Source organism: Rhodovulum sp. MB263, from assembly GCF_002073975.1.
In the GTDB taxonomy this organism is placed as follows: domain Bacteria; phylum Pseudomonadota; class Alphaproteobacteria; order Rhodobacterales; family Rhodobacteraceae; genus Rhodovulum.
This window is the reverse complement of the sequence record NZ_CP020384.1, coordinates 747,267-765,639: the sequence shown is the minus strand read 5'-3', so window position 1 is coordinate 765,639 and position 18,373 is coordinate 747,267. Positions and strand designations below refer to the sequence as shown.

The 18,373-nt window shown below is 71.7% G+C and carries 13 protein-coding genes and 1 tRNA gene; 7 read left to right on the top strand and 7 right to left on the bottom strand.

The genetic code is table 11. The features are described from left to right. Positions 1 to 713: 713 nt before the first annotated feature. Entirely contained in the window at positions 714 to 2,267 is a 1,554-nt protein-coding gene (locus B5V46_RS20365) for a cytochrome c family protein (RefSeq protein WP_231119215.1), read from the bottom strand. Positions 2,268 to 2,780: 513 nt separating this feature from the next. On the opposite strand from B5V46_RS20365, the gene B5V46_RS03665 reads away from it, so the two are divergent. Next, a complete protein-coding gene (locus B5V46_RS03665) occupies positions 2,781 to 3,281 on the top strand; it encodes a DUF4405 domain-containing protein (RefSeq protein ID WP_080615324.1) in 501 nt (166 codons plus the stop codon). Between the two features lie 58 nt (positions 3,282 to 3,339). Here the strand turns inward: B5V46_RS03665 and B5V46_RS03660 are convergent, their stop codons facing one another. The 4 genes from B5V46_RS03660 to B5V46_RS03645 are packed head-to-tail and all read right to left on the bottom strand — an operon-like array spanning position 3,340 to position 7,383. Then, complete coding sequence (locus tag B5V46_RS03660) at positions 3,340 to 4,296, bottom strand: FAD:protein FMN transferase (protein WP_369822808.1); 957 nt, start codon at positions 4,294 to 4,296, stop codon at positions 3,340 to 3,342. Then, positions 4,286 to 6,457 carry a PepSY domain-containing protein gene (locus B5V46_RS03655; protein WP_080615322.1) on the bottom strand — a complete coding sequence of 724 codons (2,172 nt, stop codon included), beginning with the start codon at positions 6,455 to 6,457 and terminating at the stop codon, positions 4,286 to 4,288. Before B5V46_RS03655 ends, B5V46_RS03660 begins: the two co-directional genes overlap by 11 nt. 10 nt (positions 6,458 to 6,467) lie before the next feature. Further along, positions 6,468 to 6,938 carry a DUF2271 domain-containing protein gene (locus B5V46_RS03650; protein WP_080615321.1) on the bottom strand — a complete coding sequence of 157 codons (471 nt, stop codon included), beginning with the start codon at positions 6,936 to 6,938 and terminating at the stop codon, positions 6,468 to 6,470. Positions 6,939 to 6,963: 25 nt separating this feature from the next. Then, the gene (locus B5V46_RS03645; RefSeq protein ID WP_080615320.1) at positions 6,964 to 7,383 is read right to left on the bottom strand and encodes a hypothetical protein; all 420 of its coding nucleotides are present in this window, start codon (positions 7,381 to 7,383) and stop codon (positions 6,964 to 6,966) included. Between the two features lie 148 nt (positions 7,384 to 7,531). Here B5V46_RS03645 and B5V46_RS03640 point away from each other — a divergent pair, with 148 nt between their 5' ends. Next, a complete protein-coding gene (locus B5V46_RS03640) occupies positions 7,532 to 8,191 on the top strand; it encodes a response regulator transcription factor (RefSeq protein WP_080615319.1) in 660 nt (219 codons plus the stop codon). After that, positions 8,188 to 9,555, top strand: coding sequence for an ATP-binding protein (locus B5V46_RS03635; protein WP_080615318.1), 1,368 nt, complete (start codon positions 8,188 to 8,190; stop codon positions 9,553 to 9,555). The genes B5V46_RS03640 and B5V46_RS03635 overlap by 4 nt, the downstream gene beginning before the upstream one ends. 30 nt (positions 9,556 to 9,585) lie before the next feature. Here B5V46_RS03635 and B5V46_RS03630 read toward each other — a convergent pair whose 3' ends face one another. Continuing rightward, positions 9,586 to 10,836 (bottom strand): Hsp70 family protein, encoded by a 1,251-nt coding sequence (locus B5V46_RS03630; protein ID WP_155773926.1) that lies wholly within the window; start codon positions 10,834 to 10,836, stop codon positions 9,586 to 9,588. 165 nt (positions 10,837 to 11,001) lie between these two features. Between B5V46_RS03630 and B5V46_RS03625 the strand changes: the two genes are divergently transcribed. Further along, complete coding sequence (locus B5V46_RS03625) at positions 11,002 to 13,764, top strand: S8 family serine peptidase (RefSeq protein ID WP_080615317.1); 2,763 nt, start codon at positions 11,002 to 11,004, stop codon at positions 13,762 to 13,764. Positions 13,765 to 14,623: 859 nt separating this feature from the next. Here the strand turns inward: B5V46_RS03625 and B5V46_RS03620 are convergent. Then, positions 14,624 to 15,283, bottom strand: coding sequence for an SOS response-associated peptidase (locus B5V46_RS03620; RefSeq protein ID WP_080615316.1), 660 nt, complete (start codon positions 15,281 to 15,283; stop codon positions 14,624 to 14,626). Between the two features lie 150 nt (positions 15,284 to 15,433). Between B5V46_RS03620 and glpX the strand changes: the two genes are divergently transcribed. The 3 genes from glpX (at position 15,434) to B5V46_RS03605 (ending at position 18,333) form a co-directional block, all read left to right on the top strand. Further along, positions 15,434 to 16,405: a class II fructose-bisphosphatase gene (gene glpX / locus B5V46_RS03615; protein WP_080615315.1), complete on the top strand. Its 972-nt coding sequence runs from the start codon at positions 15,434 to 15,436 to the stop codon at positions 16,403 to 16,405. Positions 16,406 to 16,408: 3 nt separating this feature from the next. Further along, complete coding sequence (recJ, locus tag B5V46_RS03610) at positions 16,409 to 18,157, top strand: single-stranded-DNA-specific exonuclease RecJ (protein WP_080615314.1); 1,749 nt, start codon at positions 16,409 to 16,411, stop codon at positions 18,155 to 18,157. Between the two features lie 101 nt (positions 18,158 to 18,258). Beyond that, positions 18,259 to 18,333: transfer RNA gene (locus tag B5V46_RS03605), tRNA-Glu, on the top strand. Positions 18,334 to 18,373 lie beyond the last annotated feature (40 nt).

The following is an 18,373-nucleotide window of genomic DNA, read 5'->3' as shown; positions in this document are numbered from 1 at the left end:
ACGGCCCCGGTCCCGATCGGCAAGGTCCATCCCGCGCGGACGGCCGACTGGAGGACGGAGCTCGCGGCCGCTCGGCCGGCCCTCGGGCCGCTTCAGGCCCGGGGCGGCGCCGTTCTGGCAGGCGGCGGCGTCTCGGTCTCGGCAACGATGCCCCGCCACCCTGCCCGGCCCCCTTGCTTGTCGTCGCGCGGCATCCTCGGGGGCCTCCATCCTGCGCCTCGACGCCAATCGCGATCTCAACACCCCCGAAACCGGCGCCTCGGGCGTTCCGGGCGGGATCGCGCCGAGCGGTCCGGCGGGGCTTTGGAAGACGGGCCCCGGCGCCGCACCCCGGCAGATCGTCCTTGCCGGCACCCGCGATCTCGATCCGGTCGAACAGGCCCTTATCGAGCGTCGCGCCCCGGCATCGCCCCGACCGAATATGCCGTCGGGATATACCCTCTGGCACGAGCTGTCGCCTGACGCGCTGAACGTCTGAGCCCGGGTCATGGCCGGGTACCGCCTTCCGGGGCCTTCCGGGGCTCGGGATCGCCGAATTCCAGGCGAGTTGAAAGAGGGCGTCAGGCCGGTTTCGCCCGGGCCGCTGCCGGACGGAGGCGCTCGCCCCGCTGTTTCGGGCCTGAAGCCCCCGAGCGAAACGGAAAACCCCGCCCCGGCAGCGCGGCCGGGACGGGGCTTTGATGCGTGTCGCGGGGAAACTGGCCTCCGAGCGATTACTCTTCGGACAGCTTCGAGATATAGGCGTAGACGTCCTTGACCTCTTGCGGGTCGCGGGCGTTGTAGGTCATCAGACCGCGCGCCCGGGGATCGTCGAGATAGTCGCGCAGGTAGGCGGTCGGGTCTTCGGCATAGATCGAGACCTTTTCCTCGTCCCAGACCAGACCGGCTTCTCCGGCGGCCTTCATCGACTTGGAGTAGCGGAAGCCTTCGACCGTCCCGGCGGTGCGGCCCGGCATGCCATAGAGGTTCGGACCGACCTTGAGACCGCGACCGGCCAGCGTCTCGCCAGAGGGGCTGACGACGCTGTGGCAGGTGGCGCACTGGATGAAAGCCTTTTCGCCCTTGGCGGGATCGCCGGTCACCACGGCGGCCGGGGCGGCGGCGGGTTCCTCGGCAGCGGCAGGCTCTTCGGCGGCCGGTTCCTCGGCAGCGGGTTCTTCGGCGGCAGGCTCGGCGGCCGGTTCGGCAGCAGCTTCCTCGGTCGCATCGCCACCGATCACGGGCTCTTCGCTGCCGGTGAGCGCCTCGCGGGTGTCCTGCACCGCCTCGGTCACGGCCTCGCCCGCGCTGTCGGCCGCATCTTCGGCCGTCTCGACGGCAGCCGTCGCGGCATCAACCGCCTTCTCGGCAACGGTCGGCTCTTCGGAAGCGGGTTCTTCGGCGGCAGGCTCCTCGGCAGCCGGTTCTGCTGCAGCGGGCTCTTCAGCGGCCGGTTCCTCGGCAGCCGGTTCCTCGCTCGCGGCGGCCGCGATATTGCCGAACAGCTCTTCGACGCTTTCAGGGGCGGCGGCAGCCTTTTCGGTCGCGGCGGTCAGGGCCGAGGACTTGCCGGCCAGAGCAGCGGCGCGCTCTGCGAGATCGGCATATTCGGCGGCAAGCGCGGAGGCCTGCTCGGCCAGGGTCATCGCCGAGGCCGCGGCATCGGGCGTGGCGACGGGAGCGGCAGCCGCAGGCGCTTCGGCGGCGTCATCCGCAGCAGCAGTCTCCTCGGCGGCAGATTCCCCGGCAGCCTCGTCCTGGGCAGCAGTCGCCTCGGCGGCGGGGGCGGCGGCTTCCTCGGCAGCAGGCGCGTCGGCGGCTTCGGCAGCCGGTTCCTCGGCGGTGGCTTCCTCGGCTGCGGGCGCGGCGGCGACAGCGTCCTGGGTCGCGGCGGCATCCTCTGCGGCGGGAGCGTCAGCACCTTCTTCGGCGGCCGGAGCCTCGGCAACGGCTTCCTCGGCAACGGCTTCCTCGGCAGCAGGTTCCTCGGCAGCGGCTTCCTCGGCGACCGGGGCTTCGGCAGCTTCGGTGGCGGTTTCAGCAGCGGAGGCAGCAGGCGCCTCGGTCACAGCTTCTTCCGAAACAGCCTCGTCGGTAACAGCCTCGTCGGTAGCAGCCTCGTCGGCCGGCGCGGCCGCTTCGGCGGCGGGAGCCTCGGCGACCGGCGTCTCGATCACGGGCTCGCTCTTGGTTTCCTTGCCGCCACTGAAGCCGACAGCCGCGATCGCGATGCCAATCGCCGGCGCGGCGACGATCAGCCGGATCAGGTTATGCGAATTATTGGACATGGTTCATCCTTTTTTCGTTCCGCTGCCGACGGCCAGGACCACCCCGTCCGCGGCAGGACGTCCTCCTGCGGGTTCCGGCGGGAGCCCCTGATGCCTCCCGCAATCGGCCAGACGAACCGCCGGAGCGCCAAAGCACAGCCCGGCGCCCTTTGGCCGCCATGCGGGACCATACCCAACAGAGCGCATGATGGCAGCCTTTTGTCGCCGCCTGCGACTCTGCTACGCGGGGCTTGCCCCTTGTCAGACCGTATCGGCAGCCAACGACCGCGCAACCGGCAGGGTTTGCGCCGGATTTCGGCGGGTTCGCGCCTGATCGGACCGCGCGGAACGCAGCATTCCGGCCCCGAATCGACCCGTGGCTTCAACACGATTCCCCGGCAGGAAGTTCCGCGAAAACAGACAAATTGAATACCTGTTCTGCGCGGACTTCAGTCTGCCGTCAGGCTGAGGGCGTTTCCTGCGCCGACCGGCCCGATGATGCGGCCGGCGCAACGACCCAAAGGACGAACGCCCATGCGCAGCCTTCTCATGCGATATGCCACCCCCTCGACCATCGCGCTTTTCCTGGTCTCGCTGATCACCGGGATCGCGCTTTTCTTCCATCTCGGCCCCCGGGCCTTTCACGGCATCCACGAATGGCTCAGCATGGCGCTGATCCTGGGCTTCGGGCTGCATGTCTGGCGCAACTGGCGACCGATGCTGCGCTACCTGACGGGGCGCCCGCTGGCCCTGTCGCTGGCCGTCACGCTTCTGGCCTCGGCCGCCTTCTTCCTGCCGACTGGCGGCAGCGGCGGCGGGCGGCCTCCGGTCTTCGGGCTGGCGATGCAGGTGATGGCCCAGCCCCCCGCCACGGTAGCCCCGGCGCTCGGAACCACCGTCGAGGAGCTGACCGCCCGGCTTGACGCAGCGGGCTTTGCGATGAGCGATCCGGCCCGGCCGCTGAGCGAGATCGCGCGCGCCTCGGGCAGGTCTCCAATGGAGCTGGCACGGGTTCTGGCCGACCGGCCGCGCTGAGTCCCGCAAAAGCTGCGCAGCGCCCGCCAAGCGACGGGCGTTTCGCTGGCCCGGCAGCTCAGGCACAGGCAAAGCCCGGCCCGACCGGGGTTTCGCGGATCTCGCCGCCCTCGCGGTCGAGAAAGAGCGCCGACAGCCCCAGCCGCCGCGCCAGCGCCGCTCCGGCCGCGCTTCCCAGCACCATCAGCGCCGTCGCCCAGGCATCGGCCTCGATGCAACGCGGCGCCAAAACCGTGACCGATGCCGGGCTGTCGGCCAGCGGCGCGCCCCGCGCCGGATCCATGGTATGCGACAGCCGCCGTCCGCCCAGATCAACCCAGTGCCGGTAATCGCCCGAGCTCGCCACAGCTCCGGCCTCGAGTGCCAGCAGACCATGCAGCGCTCGGCACCCCGGATCGGGTCGCTCGAGCGCCACTGCCCAGGGCTGCCCGTCGGGCCGGGGCCCGAGCGCGCGCAGATCGCCATCGATGGCCAGAAGCGCACTTTCGACCCCGAAGCCCTGCGCCACCTCGGCCAGACGGTCAACGCCATGGCCCTTGGCGATACCGCAAAGATCGAGCGCAAGCGGTCCATGCTTGCGCACCCGCCGGTTGGCGACGTCGAGGTCCAGAAGCTCATGCGCCGGACGCCGCCGCAGGGCGAGCGCCGCACCGATCCGGGCCGGATCGGCGGGGGTGCCGGAAAACCCCCAGGCCGCGGTCGCATCGCCCAGCCCGATCTCGAAGGCCCCGCCCGAGGCCCGCCCGATGGCCAGCCCCATCGTCAGGACCGTCACCAGCCCCTCGGGCAGATCGACCCAGAGACCGGCCGGCGCCCGGTTCAGGCGCATCAAATCGCTGTCGGGGCGGCGGACCGACATCTCGGCCTCGACCGCCTCGACCGCCGCCGACAGGGCGGCCCGGAGCGGCGCAGGGTCGACCCCGGGCGCGGCATGCAGGAGCGCGGACCAGCGCGCCCCCATCGCCGGGCCGTTCAGCGCCAGCCGCCGCGTCGAGGCGGAGAGCTCAGTAGACATCCTCGACATAGCGCCCCTCCGCCTTCAGCCCGGACAGGCTCGCCTCGCGGCCCGACAGGATCTCGTCGAAGGCCTCGGCCACCCCCGCCGCCATCGCCCGCCCGCCGCAGACCATGACCTGCGCGCCCTGCCCGATCAGACCCGCCACCCGCTCGGCATCGCGGCGCAGAAGATCCTGAACATAGGCCCGCTCGGCACTGCGCGAGAAAGCGGTGGCGAGACCGGCCAGCCGTCCGTCGCGCATCCAGCGCGCCAGTTCGTCGCCATAAAGCAGATCGCTTTCGGCCGTGCGGGCACCGAAATAAAGCCGGATCGGCCGCCCGGAGCGATTGGCCCGCACGAAGCCCGCCAGAGGGCCGATGCCGGTCCCCGCGCCGATCAGGATCAGCGGCGCCCGGCCGGGCCCGGCATGAAAGCCGGGATTGGGCCGCAGGAAGGCCGTCACCGTCTGGCCCGGGGAAAGCTCGAAAAGCTGCCCCGAGCAGAGCCCGCCCGGATGCTTGCGCACGCAGATCTCGGCAAAGCCGTCCTCACTGCCCGAGGCCAGCGAATAATAGCGCGGGCGGGTGTCGCCCTCCGGCAGCACCGCCAGCAGATCGCCCGCGCGGAACGCGCCGAAGCCCTGCCCGGTCAGCCGCTGCCAGAGGCTTCTCCGCGGCAGGGCGAAGCGCAGGATCGCGGCCGGGGCCTGCACCTCGGCGCCATAGTCGCGGCGCGAGACCAGCCGCAGGCGCAGCGGCACGGGCGGGGCGACGGGCGGCGCCAACTCGAGCGCCAGTCCGAGCCGCTCGGCCAGCGCATGGCCCCAGCGCGCGAAATCTGCTGCCGACTGGCGGTCGACGCGGGCGGGCGGCATCAGTTCGGCCCAGCCCGCCGCGCGCGCGGCAGCAGCAACCTTGTCGGCATAGCCGCAGAAGGCGGGAAAGCTGCTGTCGCCGAAACCGAGCAGCGCGAAGGGTGCGGCGGGCGGAGCGGGCAGCGCCGCGAGCCGGTCGAGAAAGCCCCGCGCCGAACCCGGCGCATCGCCTGCTCCCGAGGTCGCGGCCAGGATCAGCACCTGGCGGGCAGAGAGATAGCGCGCGGGCGCAAACTCGGCCATCGGCGCCACATGCACCCGGCAACCGGCCCGGACGAGCCCCGCGCGCAAGGTCTCGGCAAAGCCCCAGGTGGTGCCGCCCTCGGAGCCGACCAGCAGGATCGTGTCGGCCGCCCCGGGCGCCACCGCCCGGACGCGGCGCAGTGCCCCGGGACCCAGCCGACGCCCCGCCTGCTGCACAAGCCCGGTCAGGCCCAGAAGCGGAACGCAGAGCGCCGACAGCCCGAGCATCAGCCCGAGCGCCGCCGCGCCGCGCCCGCTGTGAAGCCGGATCGCCAGCGCGCTCAGCCGCTCGGCCGCGCTGGCGGGCGTCCAGTCGAGCAGCACGCCGCTGAGCGGGTCGGCATGGCCGCTGCCCGCGACCGTCCGCAGCGTGAAAAGATCGCCCGGAACCCCCGGGCGCGGCAGCGCAAGCTGGCGAAGCTCGGCCGCGGGCAGATCCGCCAGCGAGAGCGTGACCGAGGCCGCAGGCGCGTGGGTTCGGGGCAGCAGATCGAAACTGTCCGCCGCCAGCCAGAGCCCGGTCAGCGCCGAAACCGCCAGCCCCGCCGCCGCGACGCGCCCCAGATCGAGATGGAGCCGCTGCCGCCAGAGCCCCCGCGCCGGAACGAAGAAGGCCCGGATGCCGCCCAGCCGCGGCACCGCCAGCGCCAGCCCCGACATCGTCAGGATCAGCATCGCGAGGCTCGCCGTCGCGACGACCAGCCGCCCGGCATCGCCCAGAAACAGCGCCCGGTGCAGATTGGTCAGCCAGAGCTGAAGCGGAGAACGCAGCGCCGGGCCGAGGATCTCGCCGCTCGCCCCGTCGACGTACCAGCGCGCGGCACTGCCCGCGTCGAAGGCATAGGCGGTGATCCGGCCCGAGGCCGAGACCCGGATCTCTTCGAGCCCGGGCACCGTCGACCCGAGCCGCTCGGCCAGATCGGCCACCGAGATCGCGGGCAGCGGCGGGGTGCCCAGCGCCTCGGCCGCAGGATAAAGCGACAGCGCCGCCCCGCTCAGGGCGGTCACCGACAGAAAAAGGGCGGCGGCAAGCCCGGCCCAGCGATGCAGCGGACGGATCATCGGAGCCTCCTCACATGTCGTAGGCGAAACTGGCGATATAGCCGCGCCCCGCGACCGGACGGCCCGCGCCCTCGGTCGTGAGCGGCAGCACGATCTCGGAGGGGCTGTCGCGCATGTCCTCGACGGCGGCGTCGATATGCAGCGCATAGCCCGCATCGAACAGCGCCCCGGCCAGATCGAGGCTGACGGTCAGGGTCCGACCCGCGCCGACGCTGGCGCCGGTGATGCCCTCGACCTCGGCGCTGTCGCCGCCGGTGGCCGCGGACCAGTCGGACAGGTGCTTGTAGTACTTGGCCTTGGCCCCGGCCATCCAGAGCGAGCCGACATAGGCGCCCGAGGCATCGGTGACGTAATAGGCCAGATAGGCGCCGTCACCGCCGTAATCGGCCAGTGTCGTGGTGAAGGTCACCTCGTCGCCAAGGGCCAGGCCCGGAGCGGTCAGGGCGGTGCTGACGGCGAGGGCGGTCGGCAGGGTCTTCATCTCTTGTCCTCCTGTCAGGTCGCGTTCAGTTGGTCCGGGCGCGCGGAGCGGCGCCATTGTCGAAAAGCCCGTTGGCAGGCGGGGTGCCGGGCGCAGGTGCCCGCATCGCCTGACCGCCGCCGCTGCGCCGGTCGCAATCGAAGCCGGGGGTGGAACAGCGGCCCTGATTGCGGTCCTGGCTCCGGTCCGGGCGCCGGTCGTCGTCGCGATCCCGGCCGACCCGGCCGTGATGGTCGTCGCCCCGGTGCCACAGGCCGCGATGGCTCTCATGCCGGGCGCCGCCCGCCAGACAGACGCCCGATCCGGCCTGCCGGGCCATGGGCCGGGACAGGTCGGGGCCAGTGGGGACGGTGAGGCCAGTGGGAGCGGCGGATTGCGCGACGGCCGCGCCGGACAGCCCGAGGGCCAGGCAGGCGGCAATGATGGGAAGCGAGATGCGGGTCATGTCGGTCTCCTTTTCGAAGGATGGTGTCGGTCGATGGTCCGGTTTTCGCCCCCGCGCCTGATCGTCGCCTGACGGAGCGGCAAAAACTGCTTCAGCTTCCCGTCAGGCGGGGCGCGCTATAAGCTCGGGCCGAAACAAGGACGACACGATGCGTATCCTGCTGATCGAGGACGATGGCGTGCTGGGGGCGGCGGTGGCCGACCAGCTGCGCGCCGATGGCCATGGCGCCGACTGGGCGACGCGGCTTGACGAGGCCGCCGACACGCTGGCGGTGGGCGCCTTCGATCTGGTGCTGCTCGACCTGATGCTGCCCGACGGGCGCGGGATTCCCTTCCTCAGGGCGATGCGGGCGCGGGGCGATGCCACCCCCGTGATCATCCTGACCGCGCTCGATCAGGTCTCGGACCGGATCGAGGGGCTGAATGCGGGCGCCGACGACTATATGGTGAAACCCTTCGATCTCGACGAGCTCTCGGCCCGGATCGGATCGGTGGCCCGGCGCTACGCGGGCAATCCGAACCCGCTGATCCATCTGGGGCCGCTCGAGATCGACCTGGCCGCCAAGGCGGTGCGGCGCGACGGCCGGCCGGTGGCGCTGACCCATCGCGAATGGGCGCTGTTCGAGGCCTTCGTGCAAGCGCCGGGGCGGCTGCTGTCCAAGGCGCAGCTCGAGGAGCGGCTCTATTCCTTCGATGACAGCATCGAGAGCAACACCATCGAGGTGCATGTCAGCCGCCTGCGCAAGAAGCTCGGCCGGGCCGTGATCGACACCGAACGCGGGCTCGGCTACCGGCTGGGCAGCCCGTGAGGGGGCCGCGCTCGCTGCAGGGCCGGCTGGCGCTGGCCGTGGGGCTGGCAGTGACCGTGCTCTGGATCGCCGCCGCCGGCGCGACGCTGCGCGAGCTGCGCCACGAGATGGACGAGGTCTTCGACAGCGCGCTGCGCGACGCCGCCCACCGGCTGCTGCCGCTGGCGGTCCGCGCCCATGAGGGCCGGCACCGTGACGAGGACGACCGCCATGACAGCCGCCGCAACCGGCATGCGCGCGACTGGTCCGAACGCATCCGCCAGTTCGACGGCGAGGTCGAGGATCTGAGCTATGTCGTGCGCGACCATGACGGCACGGTCCTGCTGATCTCGGAGGATGCCGATCCGGAGGGTTTTCCGCCCTACCACAAGAAAGGCTTCCGCCGGACCGCGACCCACCGGCTGTATTACGACAGGGCGCGCGACGAGGATGTGACCATTGCCGTGGCCGAGCCCCTGTCGCGCCGGGCCGAGGTCGCGCGCGAGATCGCCGCCAATCTGGCGCTGCCGCTGGTGGTGGTGATCCCGCTCAGCCTGCTGGCCATCGTGATCGCGGTCGGCACCAGCCTGCGGCCGGTGCGGGCGCTGCGCCAGTCGCTGGCCGAACGCGGCGCGCGCAATCTCTCGGCGCTTGGCGAGGGCACCCTGCCGAGCGAGCTGCGCCCGATTGTCGGCAGCATCAACGAGCTTCTGACCCGGCTGCGCGCCGCCTTCGAGGCCGAACGCAGCTTTGCCGCCAATGCCGCGCATGAGCTGCGCACCCCGGTCGCGGGCGCCATCGCCCAGGCCCAGCGCCTGCGCGCCGAAACCTCCGACAGCGCCGCCGCCGCCCGGGCAAGCGAGATCGAGACCACGCTGAAACGGCTGAACAGCCTGTCGGAAAAGCTGATGCAGCTGGCCCGCGCCGAGGGCGCGCGGCTGACGGCATCCGAACCCTCCGACCTGCGCCAGGTGCTGGACATCGTGGCAGGCGATCTCGAACGGCTGGGCCGGGCCGGGCGCATCGCGCTGTCGCTGCCCAAGGCGCCGGTCCTGTCCGATCTCGACCCCGATGCCTTCGGCATCCTCTGCCGCAACCTGATCGAGAACGCGCTGAGACATGGCTCCGGGCCGGTCGAGGTCGCCCTTACTGCCGAAGGCGTGCTGTCGGTCGGCAATGGCGGCGATCCGGTGCCATCCGAAGACCTGGCCCGGCTGACCGCGCGCTTTGCCCGCTCGAATGGCGGCGCCGAGGGGGCCGGGCTGGGGCTGGCCATCGTGCGCACCATCGCCGAACGGAGTTCCGGCCGGATCGAGCTGATCTCGCCGCGCCCGGGCCGGGCCGACGGGTTCGAGGCCCGGTTCACCCTGCCCCGGCCGCGCTAGGTTCCGGAACGGTGCCGCGTCGGATCCCGGTCAGGCGCGGGCAGTGGCCAGCGCCAGCCCGTCGACCACTGCGGTGAAGGCCTCCGAGCGGCGGATCTCGGCCCCCGGACAGGCGGCGCGGGCCTCGGTCTCGACCAGCCCCATCAGGCTCGAGCCGCCGACCAGAACCACCGCGCCGATCCGGTCGGGACGGGCCCGGGCCAGCATCAGCGTCTCGTAGATCGCCAGGCGCAGCGGCTCGCGATAGGGCGCGAGCGCCGCGTTCAGCGAGCCCGCAGTGACCGGCGCCCCGAGCCCGGGTTCGATCTGCCCCATCCCGATCCAGGCGGGCGCCCCGCCCAGGTTGGCGGCGATCTTGCCCGCCTCGACCGCGAAGGCCAGCTCATGGCCGAGCCGCACGTCGATCACATGGCCGAGCCGCGCCATCGTCGCCCGGTCGACCGCATGGCGCTCCATGTCCTCGACCGCGCGTTCGGTCTCGCGGTTATAAAGGAAGGGGATCATCGCCCAGGTCGACAGATCGACATAGATCGCCTTCGGCACCGGCAACAGACCATCGCCGAAGCTCCGGCGCAGCGCGCCGCCCAGCCCCAGCAGCGGCATCGCATGGGCCATCGAGACCGCATGGTCGAAATCGGTGCCGCCAAGCCTGATGCCGTGACTGGCCAGGATCTCGATACCGTCCGGACCGGCGCGGAACACCGAGAAATCCGAGGTGCCGCCGCCGATATCGACGATCAGCCCCAGCTCGTCGGGCCGGGCATCGGCGCGCGCGGCCAGCGCCGCCGCCTCGGGTTCGAACCGGAAGTCCACCTCGCGAAAGCCCGCGGCCTCGTAGCAGCCGCGCAGATCGGCCTCGGCGGCGGCGTCGCGGACCGGATCGGCGCTGTGGAAATGCACCGGGCGGCCCGACAGGACCCGCTCGAAGCGGGTGCCCGCAGCGGCCTCGGCCCGGGCCTTCAGCTCGGCCAGAAAGGCGGTGACGATCCCGGCCAGCGTCCGCCGCCTGCCGCCGATCGGGCGCGCCTCGTGGAAAAGCGGCGTGCCCAGCACGCTTTTCAGCGCCCGCATGTAACGCCCCTCATCGCCCGCGATCAGAGCCTCGGCGGCGGCCGATCCGATCCGCATCGGCGCCCGCTCGTCGGGAAAGAACACGGCGGTGGGCAGGGTCTCGGCGCCGGGCTCGATGGCCAGCCGGCGCACCCGGCCCGCCTCCAGAACCGCTGCGGCCGAATTCGAGGTTCCGAAATCGACGGCAAGCATGGCAGAGCTGGCGGGCATGGCGGGGATCCTTCCGGGGGCGGAGCCCGGCGCGCTATCAAAAACCCCGCCTCCCCGCAAGAGGCGCCGCGCCCGCCTAGAGACAAGGCTTGAGGCAAGGCTTGGTTTTCGCGCCCTCCGCAGGCATGATTTCCCCAGGCGAAGATATTTCAGGGAGGCATTTTCATGTCACTGGATCTGCTCGTCGCGGCACAGGGCATCGCGGCGGCCGAGCCCGAGCCCGGCCTGCCGCCCGATCGCCTGAGATTTACCCTCGAATACCGTGTCCCGCCCGATTGCACGGTCGAGCGCGGGCGCATGGCCAGGCTTCTGGGGGGCGAGTGTTTCAGCCTCGAGCCACTCGACGATCTGCTGCCCTGCTTTCTGGTGCTGCAATTTCCGGGCATCCGGCGACGGATCGCGCCCGAGACGCTTTTTGCCGCCGCCGACGCGCTGGCAGGAGAGATGGGGCTGGTCTCGGCGGTGCCAGATATCGGCGCCAGCTTCGTCGTCGCGCCCGACGACCCCGAACAGAAAGAAAGCGTGGCCGATGCCTTTCTCGCTTATACCTGCTGGGCCGCGCCCGACGAGACGCTGGCCGATGACTGGGCCATCGAGGCGATCAACGTCAAGCCGGTCTGGGCGCGCGGCATCACCGGGCGGGGCGTGCTGGTGGCCCAGCCCGATACCGGTGTGGCGGATCATCCCGAACTCGCGGGTCTGCTAAGTCTCGGCCAGGCCTGGAACACGCTGACGGCCACGGCCGACCCGACCGATCCGCTCTCGGAAGGCATGAGCAGCCCGGGCCATGGCACCGCAACTGCCTCGACCCTCGCAAGCCGCGCGCCGGGCCGGGTGTTCGGCGCCGCGCCGGGCGCCGAGGTGGTGCCGATCCGCTGCATCGACGCGGTGGTGCTGCGTCTCGACCCGACCCCGGTCGCCCGGGCGATCCTGCATGCGGTGCATATCGGCGCCGATGTGATCTCGATGTCGCTGGGCGGGGTGCTGTATTCGCGGGCGATGGCGGCGGCGCTGGAACGCGCGGCCGCGGCCGGCATCGTGATCGTCTCTGCGGCGGGCAATTGCGTGCAGCCGGTCACGGTCTATCCGGCACGCGACCCGAACGTGGTCGGGATCGCCGGAACCGACCATCTGGACCAGCCCTGGAAGGGCACCAGTCGCGGCAGCCGGATCGCGGCAGCCGCCCCGGCCGAGAATGTGCGGGTCGCGCGGCGCCGGCCCGGCGATGGTGGCCAGGGCACGACCGGGCCGGGTCAGGGCACGTCTTTCGCCGCCGCGCTGACCGCAGGCGTCGCGGCGCTCTGGATCGAGCATCACGGCCGCCAACCCCTGCGCGACGAAGCCGCCCGGATCGGCCTCACCGTCAACGACCTGTTCCGCACCGCTCTGAAGGCCACCGCGCGGCGGCCCGCGGACTGGCCAGCGGGCATGGGTGCCGGCGTCGTCGATGCCGATGCGCTGTTGCGGCTCGAGCTGTCGCGGATCGGGCCGCTTTCGGCCCCCGAAAGCGCTGCGCCGCCGCCGGAAGACGCGATCCTCGCCGCGCTGGACGACAGCTATGAGGAGATCGGGACCGGCGCGGGCGACTGGCCCCGGATCGGGGCCGAGGTGATCTATCTGCTGGGCGATGCCTGGCTGCGCGAGAACCGCGCCGCCGGGGTGCCGGTCGAGACCGCCGCCTGCCCGCGCCCGAGCCCGGGGCTGGTGCGGGCGATGCCCGGACCGGTGATGCGCGGACTGGCCGCGCGGCGGGATGCAGGCGCCTTCACCCCGCCCCTGATCGCGGCCACGGGCCCCTCGGCGCAATATGCGAAGTTGCTGGCGGCAGGCCGGCCCGGCACTGCGGAATCGAGCGTAAATCTGAGCGAAACCGAGGCCCGGGCGCGGCTTTCCGGCGAGGGCGCCGGGCGGCTGATGGCCCGGACCCGCACCTGCTTCGACCGGCTTCAGGCCTGCGGCCTCGGCGATCGCGACGCCCAGGCCCGGGTGCTGGAGGGCGCCGAGGGCGTGATCCGCATGGCCGCCGAGGACCGGCTGCACCAGCTCGACCTGCCCGGCCGGATCGCGCTCGAGGCGCTGGTCCGGGTTCAGGACCGCCCGGCCTTCCGGGTCACCGGCGGCAGCGTCGATATCGACGATCCGCTGGCGGGCGACTGGGCACCCTTTCTGGGGCTGGTGGCCGATCTGCCGGACTGGACCCGCTCGGTCGGGCGGATCGACCTCGACGGCACCCATATCGGCAGCGGCTTCCTGATCGCGGGCGGCCGGGTGATGACCAACCGCCATGTGCTGGAGGCCTGCGCCGACGAGCTGACGGGGCAGGGCGGAACGCTCTGGCGCTTCGACCGGGGCGCCGTCACCATCGACTTTTCCGAGACCGCCGATGGCAGCCAGCGCCATGCGCTGAGCGGCGTGGTCATGGCCGGGCCCGACCCGATCGGCGGCGTCGAGCGGCTTGGCCATCTCGACATGGCGCTGCTGAGCCTCGACGCCTCCGCCCCCGGCCTGCCCCGCGCGCTGCCGCTGGCACGGCAGATGGACGAGGCCGCCGAGATGGTGGTGATCGGCTATCCGGCACGGCCCGGGACCTCGGCCTTCGTCGATCCGGCGACAGGGGCGATCAGCCGCGAAATCGGCACCCGGCTGCGCGAGATCTTCGGCACCGATTACGGCCGCAAATATGTCGCGCCGGGCCAGGTCATGCAGGGACCGGGCCGGCTTCCGGGCGACAGCGAAGGCTGGGTTGTCAGCCATGACTGCACCACGCTCGGCGGCAATTCCGGCTCGGTCCTGGTGCAGTTCACCGCCACGCCCGCCGTGGCGGGGCTGCATTTCAGCGGCGCGCCGCTGACCGCCAACAAGGCCCATGCGCTGGGCCAGGTCGACCGGAGCCCGCTCGGGCCGATCCCCGGGGCGACCTGGCTTTAGCGCGCAAGGCCCGGCGCGGTTCCGTCCGCCGCGATCCCGAGGCGCCCCTTCGCGCCCCGGGCCTCGTGCGACATTTTCGAGGCTGCCTTGGGGCCGTCCTTCGGGGGCGCCTTGGGTGCAGTCCAGGGCGCAGTGCAAGGCACGGTCGCGGTCCCAGTCGCAGGCGGCACCCCTGAGACAGCTTGCCATGCGCGACCCACCCCGTGCTGCACATCGCCCTTTGCCCGGGCCGCGCGGCGGGCTGCCATACGAGCGTCCTCATCCGCGGCCGCCCGAGGCCCGAGGGACAGCCCTGCGGATGGGCCCCGCGGATGGCCCCTCCCCCTTCGCCTGCGTGCCCCGGATCGTCGGGCGGAGGGCCACACGCCGCGCGCGCAGGCCGTCCTCCTCCCGGCGGCTACCAGGCTGCTGAAAAAGGCAATTTGAAGCCGGGATCCTCGTCGACTTCGTTGGCCCCCGACGCGATCAAGATACTTCAGCGCGATGCGAGAGCCCGAAAGCGCGGTATTCAGTTCCCGGGCCGCTCAGCCTGAGACTTCTTCAGCCGCCAGCTAAGGCCGGCCTCTTCCTTCGACCGCACCCCTCTGCCGCTTCCGGCGGCCGAGAAGATGGCGAGGAGCGTCCACTCGGTCGAGATGCCGGGCATTGGCCGCAGGCCGACCGAGGACGGTCCCGGCGCCTGCTCGCCCCGGCCAGATGCCCGCGTCTGTAGCGTCCGACCGGGTCTCCTGCACCGGCCGTTCTGGCCGGAGGACGCCCGGACTGCCCGGCTTGCACTCGGGCCGACCGCCACAAGGGGGCCGGGGATCGGGGCGCGTTCCGAGCGGATCGAGCAGGGCAGCGGGCCGGAGGCCGGGGCCTAGATCGGCTCGATCAGTTCCGGCCCCTCGGCCCGGGTCGCGTTGACCGCCGGCCCGACCCGATGGAGCTGCAGCACCCCGTCACCGGCCGGGCGCATCAGCGCCGCCGCGCCATGCCCCGCCTCGCCCAGCCAGAGCGGCCAGTCGGCCGGCTCCAGGATCACCGGCATCCGGTCATGGATCTCGGCCATCCGCGCATTGGCCGCGATGGTGACGATGGCGCAGCTCGTCAGGCTGCGGCCCTCGCGCGCCCAGTCCTGCCAGATCGCGGCGAAGGCCAGCGGCGCACCATCTCTGCGGCTGGCATACCAGGGCAGCCGTGACCCTTGCGGCCCTTTCTGCCATTCATAAAAACCCGAGGCCGGGATCAGACAGCGCCGCTGGCGCGCGGCGGCGGCGAAGGCGGGCTTCCGCGCCAGCGTGTCGGCCCGGGCATTGATCAGGAGCGGCCCGTCGCCCGGGCTCTTGTACCAGCCCGGCAGGAAGCCCCAGCGCATCGGTCGGAGCCGCCTGAGCCCCTCGGCCGACGTGACCGCCCCGACCGTGTCGGTCGGGCAGATATTGAAGTCGGGACCGGCGGGCAGGTCATTGCCGGGCACCGCCCCGAAAGGCGCCGCCATCGCCTCTGCCGGCATCGTGATCGCGAACCGTCCGCACATGTGCCATGGAAGGCCCGGCGCGGAGGGACTGTCAACAGAGCCGCGCGCTCGGCGCAACCCAGCCGACCGCATCCATGCCCCCCCCTTGCCCTTGCAGAGCGCCGGGGGCTAGATGGGCGCGACCGTTTTCCTGTCCCAAAAGGCTTTGCCATGAACAAGACCCCCCCTGTCGATTTCAACGACCGGATGCTCTCTCTCGGACTTGCCCGGGTGTCGGAAGCTGCCGCAATGGCCTCGGCCAAACTGATCGGCCATGGCGACGAGAAGGCCGCCGACCAGGCGGCGGTGGACGCGATGCGGCGACGGCTGAACCAGCTGGACATCAAGGGCGTCGTTGTGATCGGCGAGGGCGAGCGCGACGAGGCGCCGATGCTGTTCATCGGCGAGGAAGTGGGCACCGGCGAGGGTCCGGCGGTCGACATCGCGCTCGATCCGCTGGAAGGCACCACGCTGACCGCCAAGGACATGCCGAACGCGCTGGCCGTGGTCGCGATGGGCCCGCGCGGCACCATGCTGCATGCCCCCGACGTCTACATGGAAAAGCTGGCCATCGGGCCGGGCTATCCCGAGAACCTGGTCACGCTCGACATGTCGCCCTCGGAACGGGTCAGGGTTCTGGCCGAGGCCAAGGGCGGCAGCGCCGATGACATCACCGTCTGTATCCTCGAACGGCCGCGCCATGAGGACCTGATCGCCGAGGTCCGCGCCACCGGCGCCGCGATCCGGCTGATCACCGATGGCGACGTTGCGGGCATCATGCATTGCGCCGACCGCGGCCGCACCGGCATCGACATGTACATGGGCTCGGGCGGCGCCCCCGAGGGCGTCCTGGCCGCCGCCGCGCTGAAATGCATGGGCGGGCAGATGTGGGGCAGGCTTCTGTTCCGCAACGATGACGAACGCAGCCGCGCGGCCAAGGCCGGGATCACCGATCTGAACCGGGTCTATGCCCGCGACGACCTGGTGCAGGCCGATGTGATCTTCGCCGCGACCGGCGTGACCGACGGCTCGCTCCTGCCGGGGATCAAGCGCGAGGTGGGCTATCTGACCTCGGAGACGCTGCTGATGCGCTCGAAGACCGGGTCGGTGCGGCGGATGTTCTACCGCAACCCCACCAAGTAAGGCATGACACGCGCATATCTCGGGGTCGAGGCTTCGGCCACCGGGCGGCGCTGGGTCGGCCCCTCGGAGGAAGAGATGCGCCAGGCCGAGGCTCTGGCGCAATCCACCCTGTTGCCCCCCGCCGTCGCCGCCGTGCTGGCCCGCCGGGAGGTGACGGCAGACACAGCCGCCGCTTTCCTCGACCCCACCCTCAAGGAGTTGCTGCCCGACCCGCGCGCGCTGCGCGACATGGGGCGGGCGGCCGAACGCGTCATCGCGGCGCTGACCGGGCGCCAGCGGATCGCGGTCTTTGCCGATTACGATGTCGATGGCGGCGCCTCGGCGGCGCTGCTGCTGGACTGGCTGCAGGCCATGGGGCACCGCGCCACGCTTTATATCCCCGACCGTATCGACGAGGGCTACGGCCCCAACGTGCCCGCGATGCAGGCCCTGGCCCGCGACCATGACCTGATCGTCTGCGTCGATTGCGGCACCCTCAGCCATGACGCCATCGCCGCGGCGGCTGGCGCCGATGTGGTCGTGCTGGACCACCACCTGGGCGCCGAGACCCTGCCGCCCGCGCTGGCCGTGGTGAACCCCAACCGGCAGGACGAGGATGGCAGCCTCGGCCATCTCTGCGCGGCGGGCGTCGTGTTCCTGCTGCTGGTAGAGCTGAACCGGCAGATGCGCGACGCCGGGATGCGCGGCCCCGACCTGCTGCAATCGCTCGATCTGGTGGCGCTGGCGACCGTGGCCGATGTGGCGCCGCTGGTCGGGGTCAATCGCGCGCTGGTGCGCCAGGGGCTGAAGATCATGGCCCGGCGCCAGCGCCCCGGGCTGGTGGCGCTGTCCGACGTGGCGCGGATGGACAGCGCGCCCAAGCCCTACCATCTGGGCTTCCTGCTCGGACCCCGTGTCAATGCCGGCGGTCGGATCGGACAGGCCGATCTGGGCGCGCGGCTGCTGGCCACCGCCGATCCGGACGAGGCCGCCGCGCTGGCCGAACGGCTCGACCAGCTCAACACCGAGCGCCGCGAGATCGAGGCCGGCGTGCGTGCCGCAGCCCTTGCGCAGGCCGAGGAGAGAGGCACCGACGGTCCGCTGGTCTGGGCCGCGGGCGAGGGCTGGCACCCGGGCGTCGTCGGCATCGTCGCGAGCCGCCTGAAGGAGGCCACCAACCGCCCCGCCCTGGTGATCGGCTTCGATGGCGACGAGGGCAAGGGCTCCGGCCGCTCGGTCTCGGGCGTCGATCTGGGCGCGGCGATCCAGCGGCTGGCCTCCGAGGGGCTTCTGGTGAAGGGCGGCGGCCACCGCATGGCTGCTGGGCTGACCGTCGCGCGCGACCGGCTCGAGCCCGCCATGGCGCGGCTTGGCGAGCTTTTGGCCCGGCAGGGCGCGGGCAGGATGGGGCCGGCCGATCTGCGGCTCGACGCGCTGTTGATGCCGGGCGCGGCCACGGTCGAGTTGATCGACGAGATCGAGCGCGCGGGCCCCTTCGGCGCGGGCGCCCCCGCCCCCCGCTTCGCCTTTCCCGACTGCGCCATCCTGCATGTCCGCCGGGTCGGCGACGCCCATCTCAAGCTGAGCTTCGGCGACGGTCTCGGCGCGCGTCTCGATGCCATCGCCTTCGGTGCCTTCGACGGCCCGCTCGGCCCGCTGATCGAGGCCCATGGCGGCGCCCGCTTCCACCTTGCCGGCCGTCTGGAGATCAATTCCTGGAACGGACGGCAGTCGGTCCAGCTGCGTCTGGAGGATGCGGCCCCGGCCGCCTGAGCCCGGCTGCGCGGGGTGGCAAAAATTTCTTTGCGGAAGGTCGAAAAAACCTCTTGCGCCCCCCCGCGGTTTTGCCTACTTACCGCGCCACGCACCGAGCTGGCCCGTTCGTCTATCGGTTAGGACGCCAGGTTTTCAACCTGGAAAGAGGGGTTCGACTCCCCTACGGGCTGCCATCCGGTGCAAAAAAGAACTGAAATCATTTAGTTTTTCTGT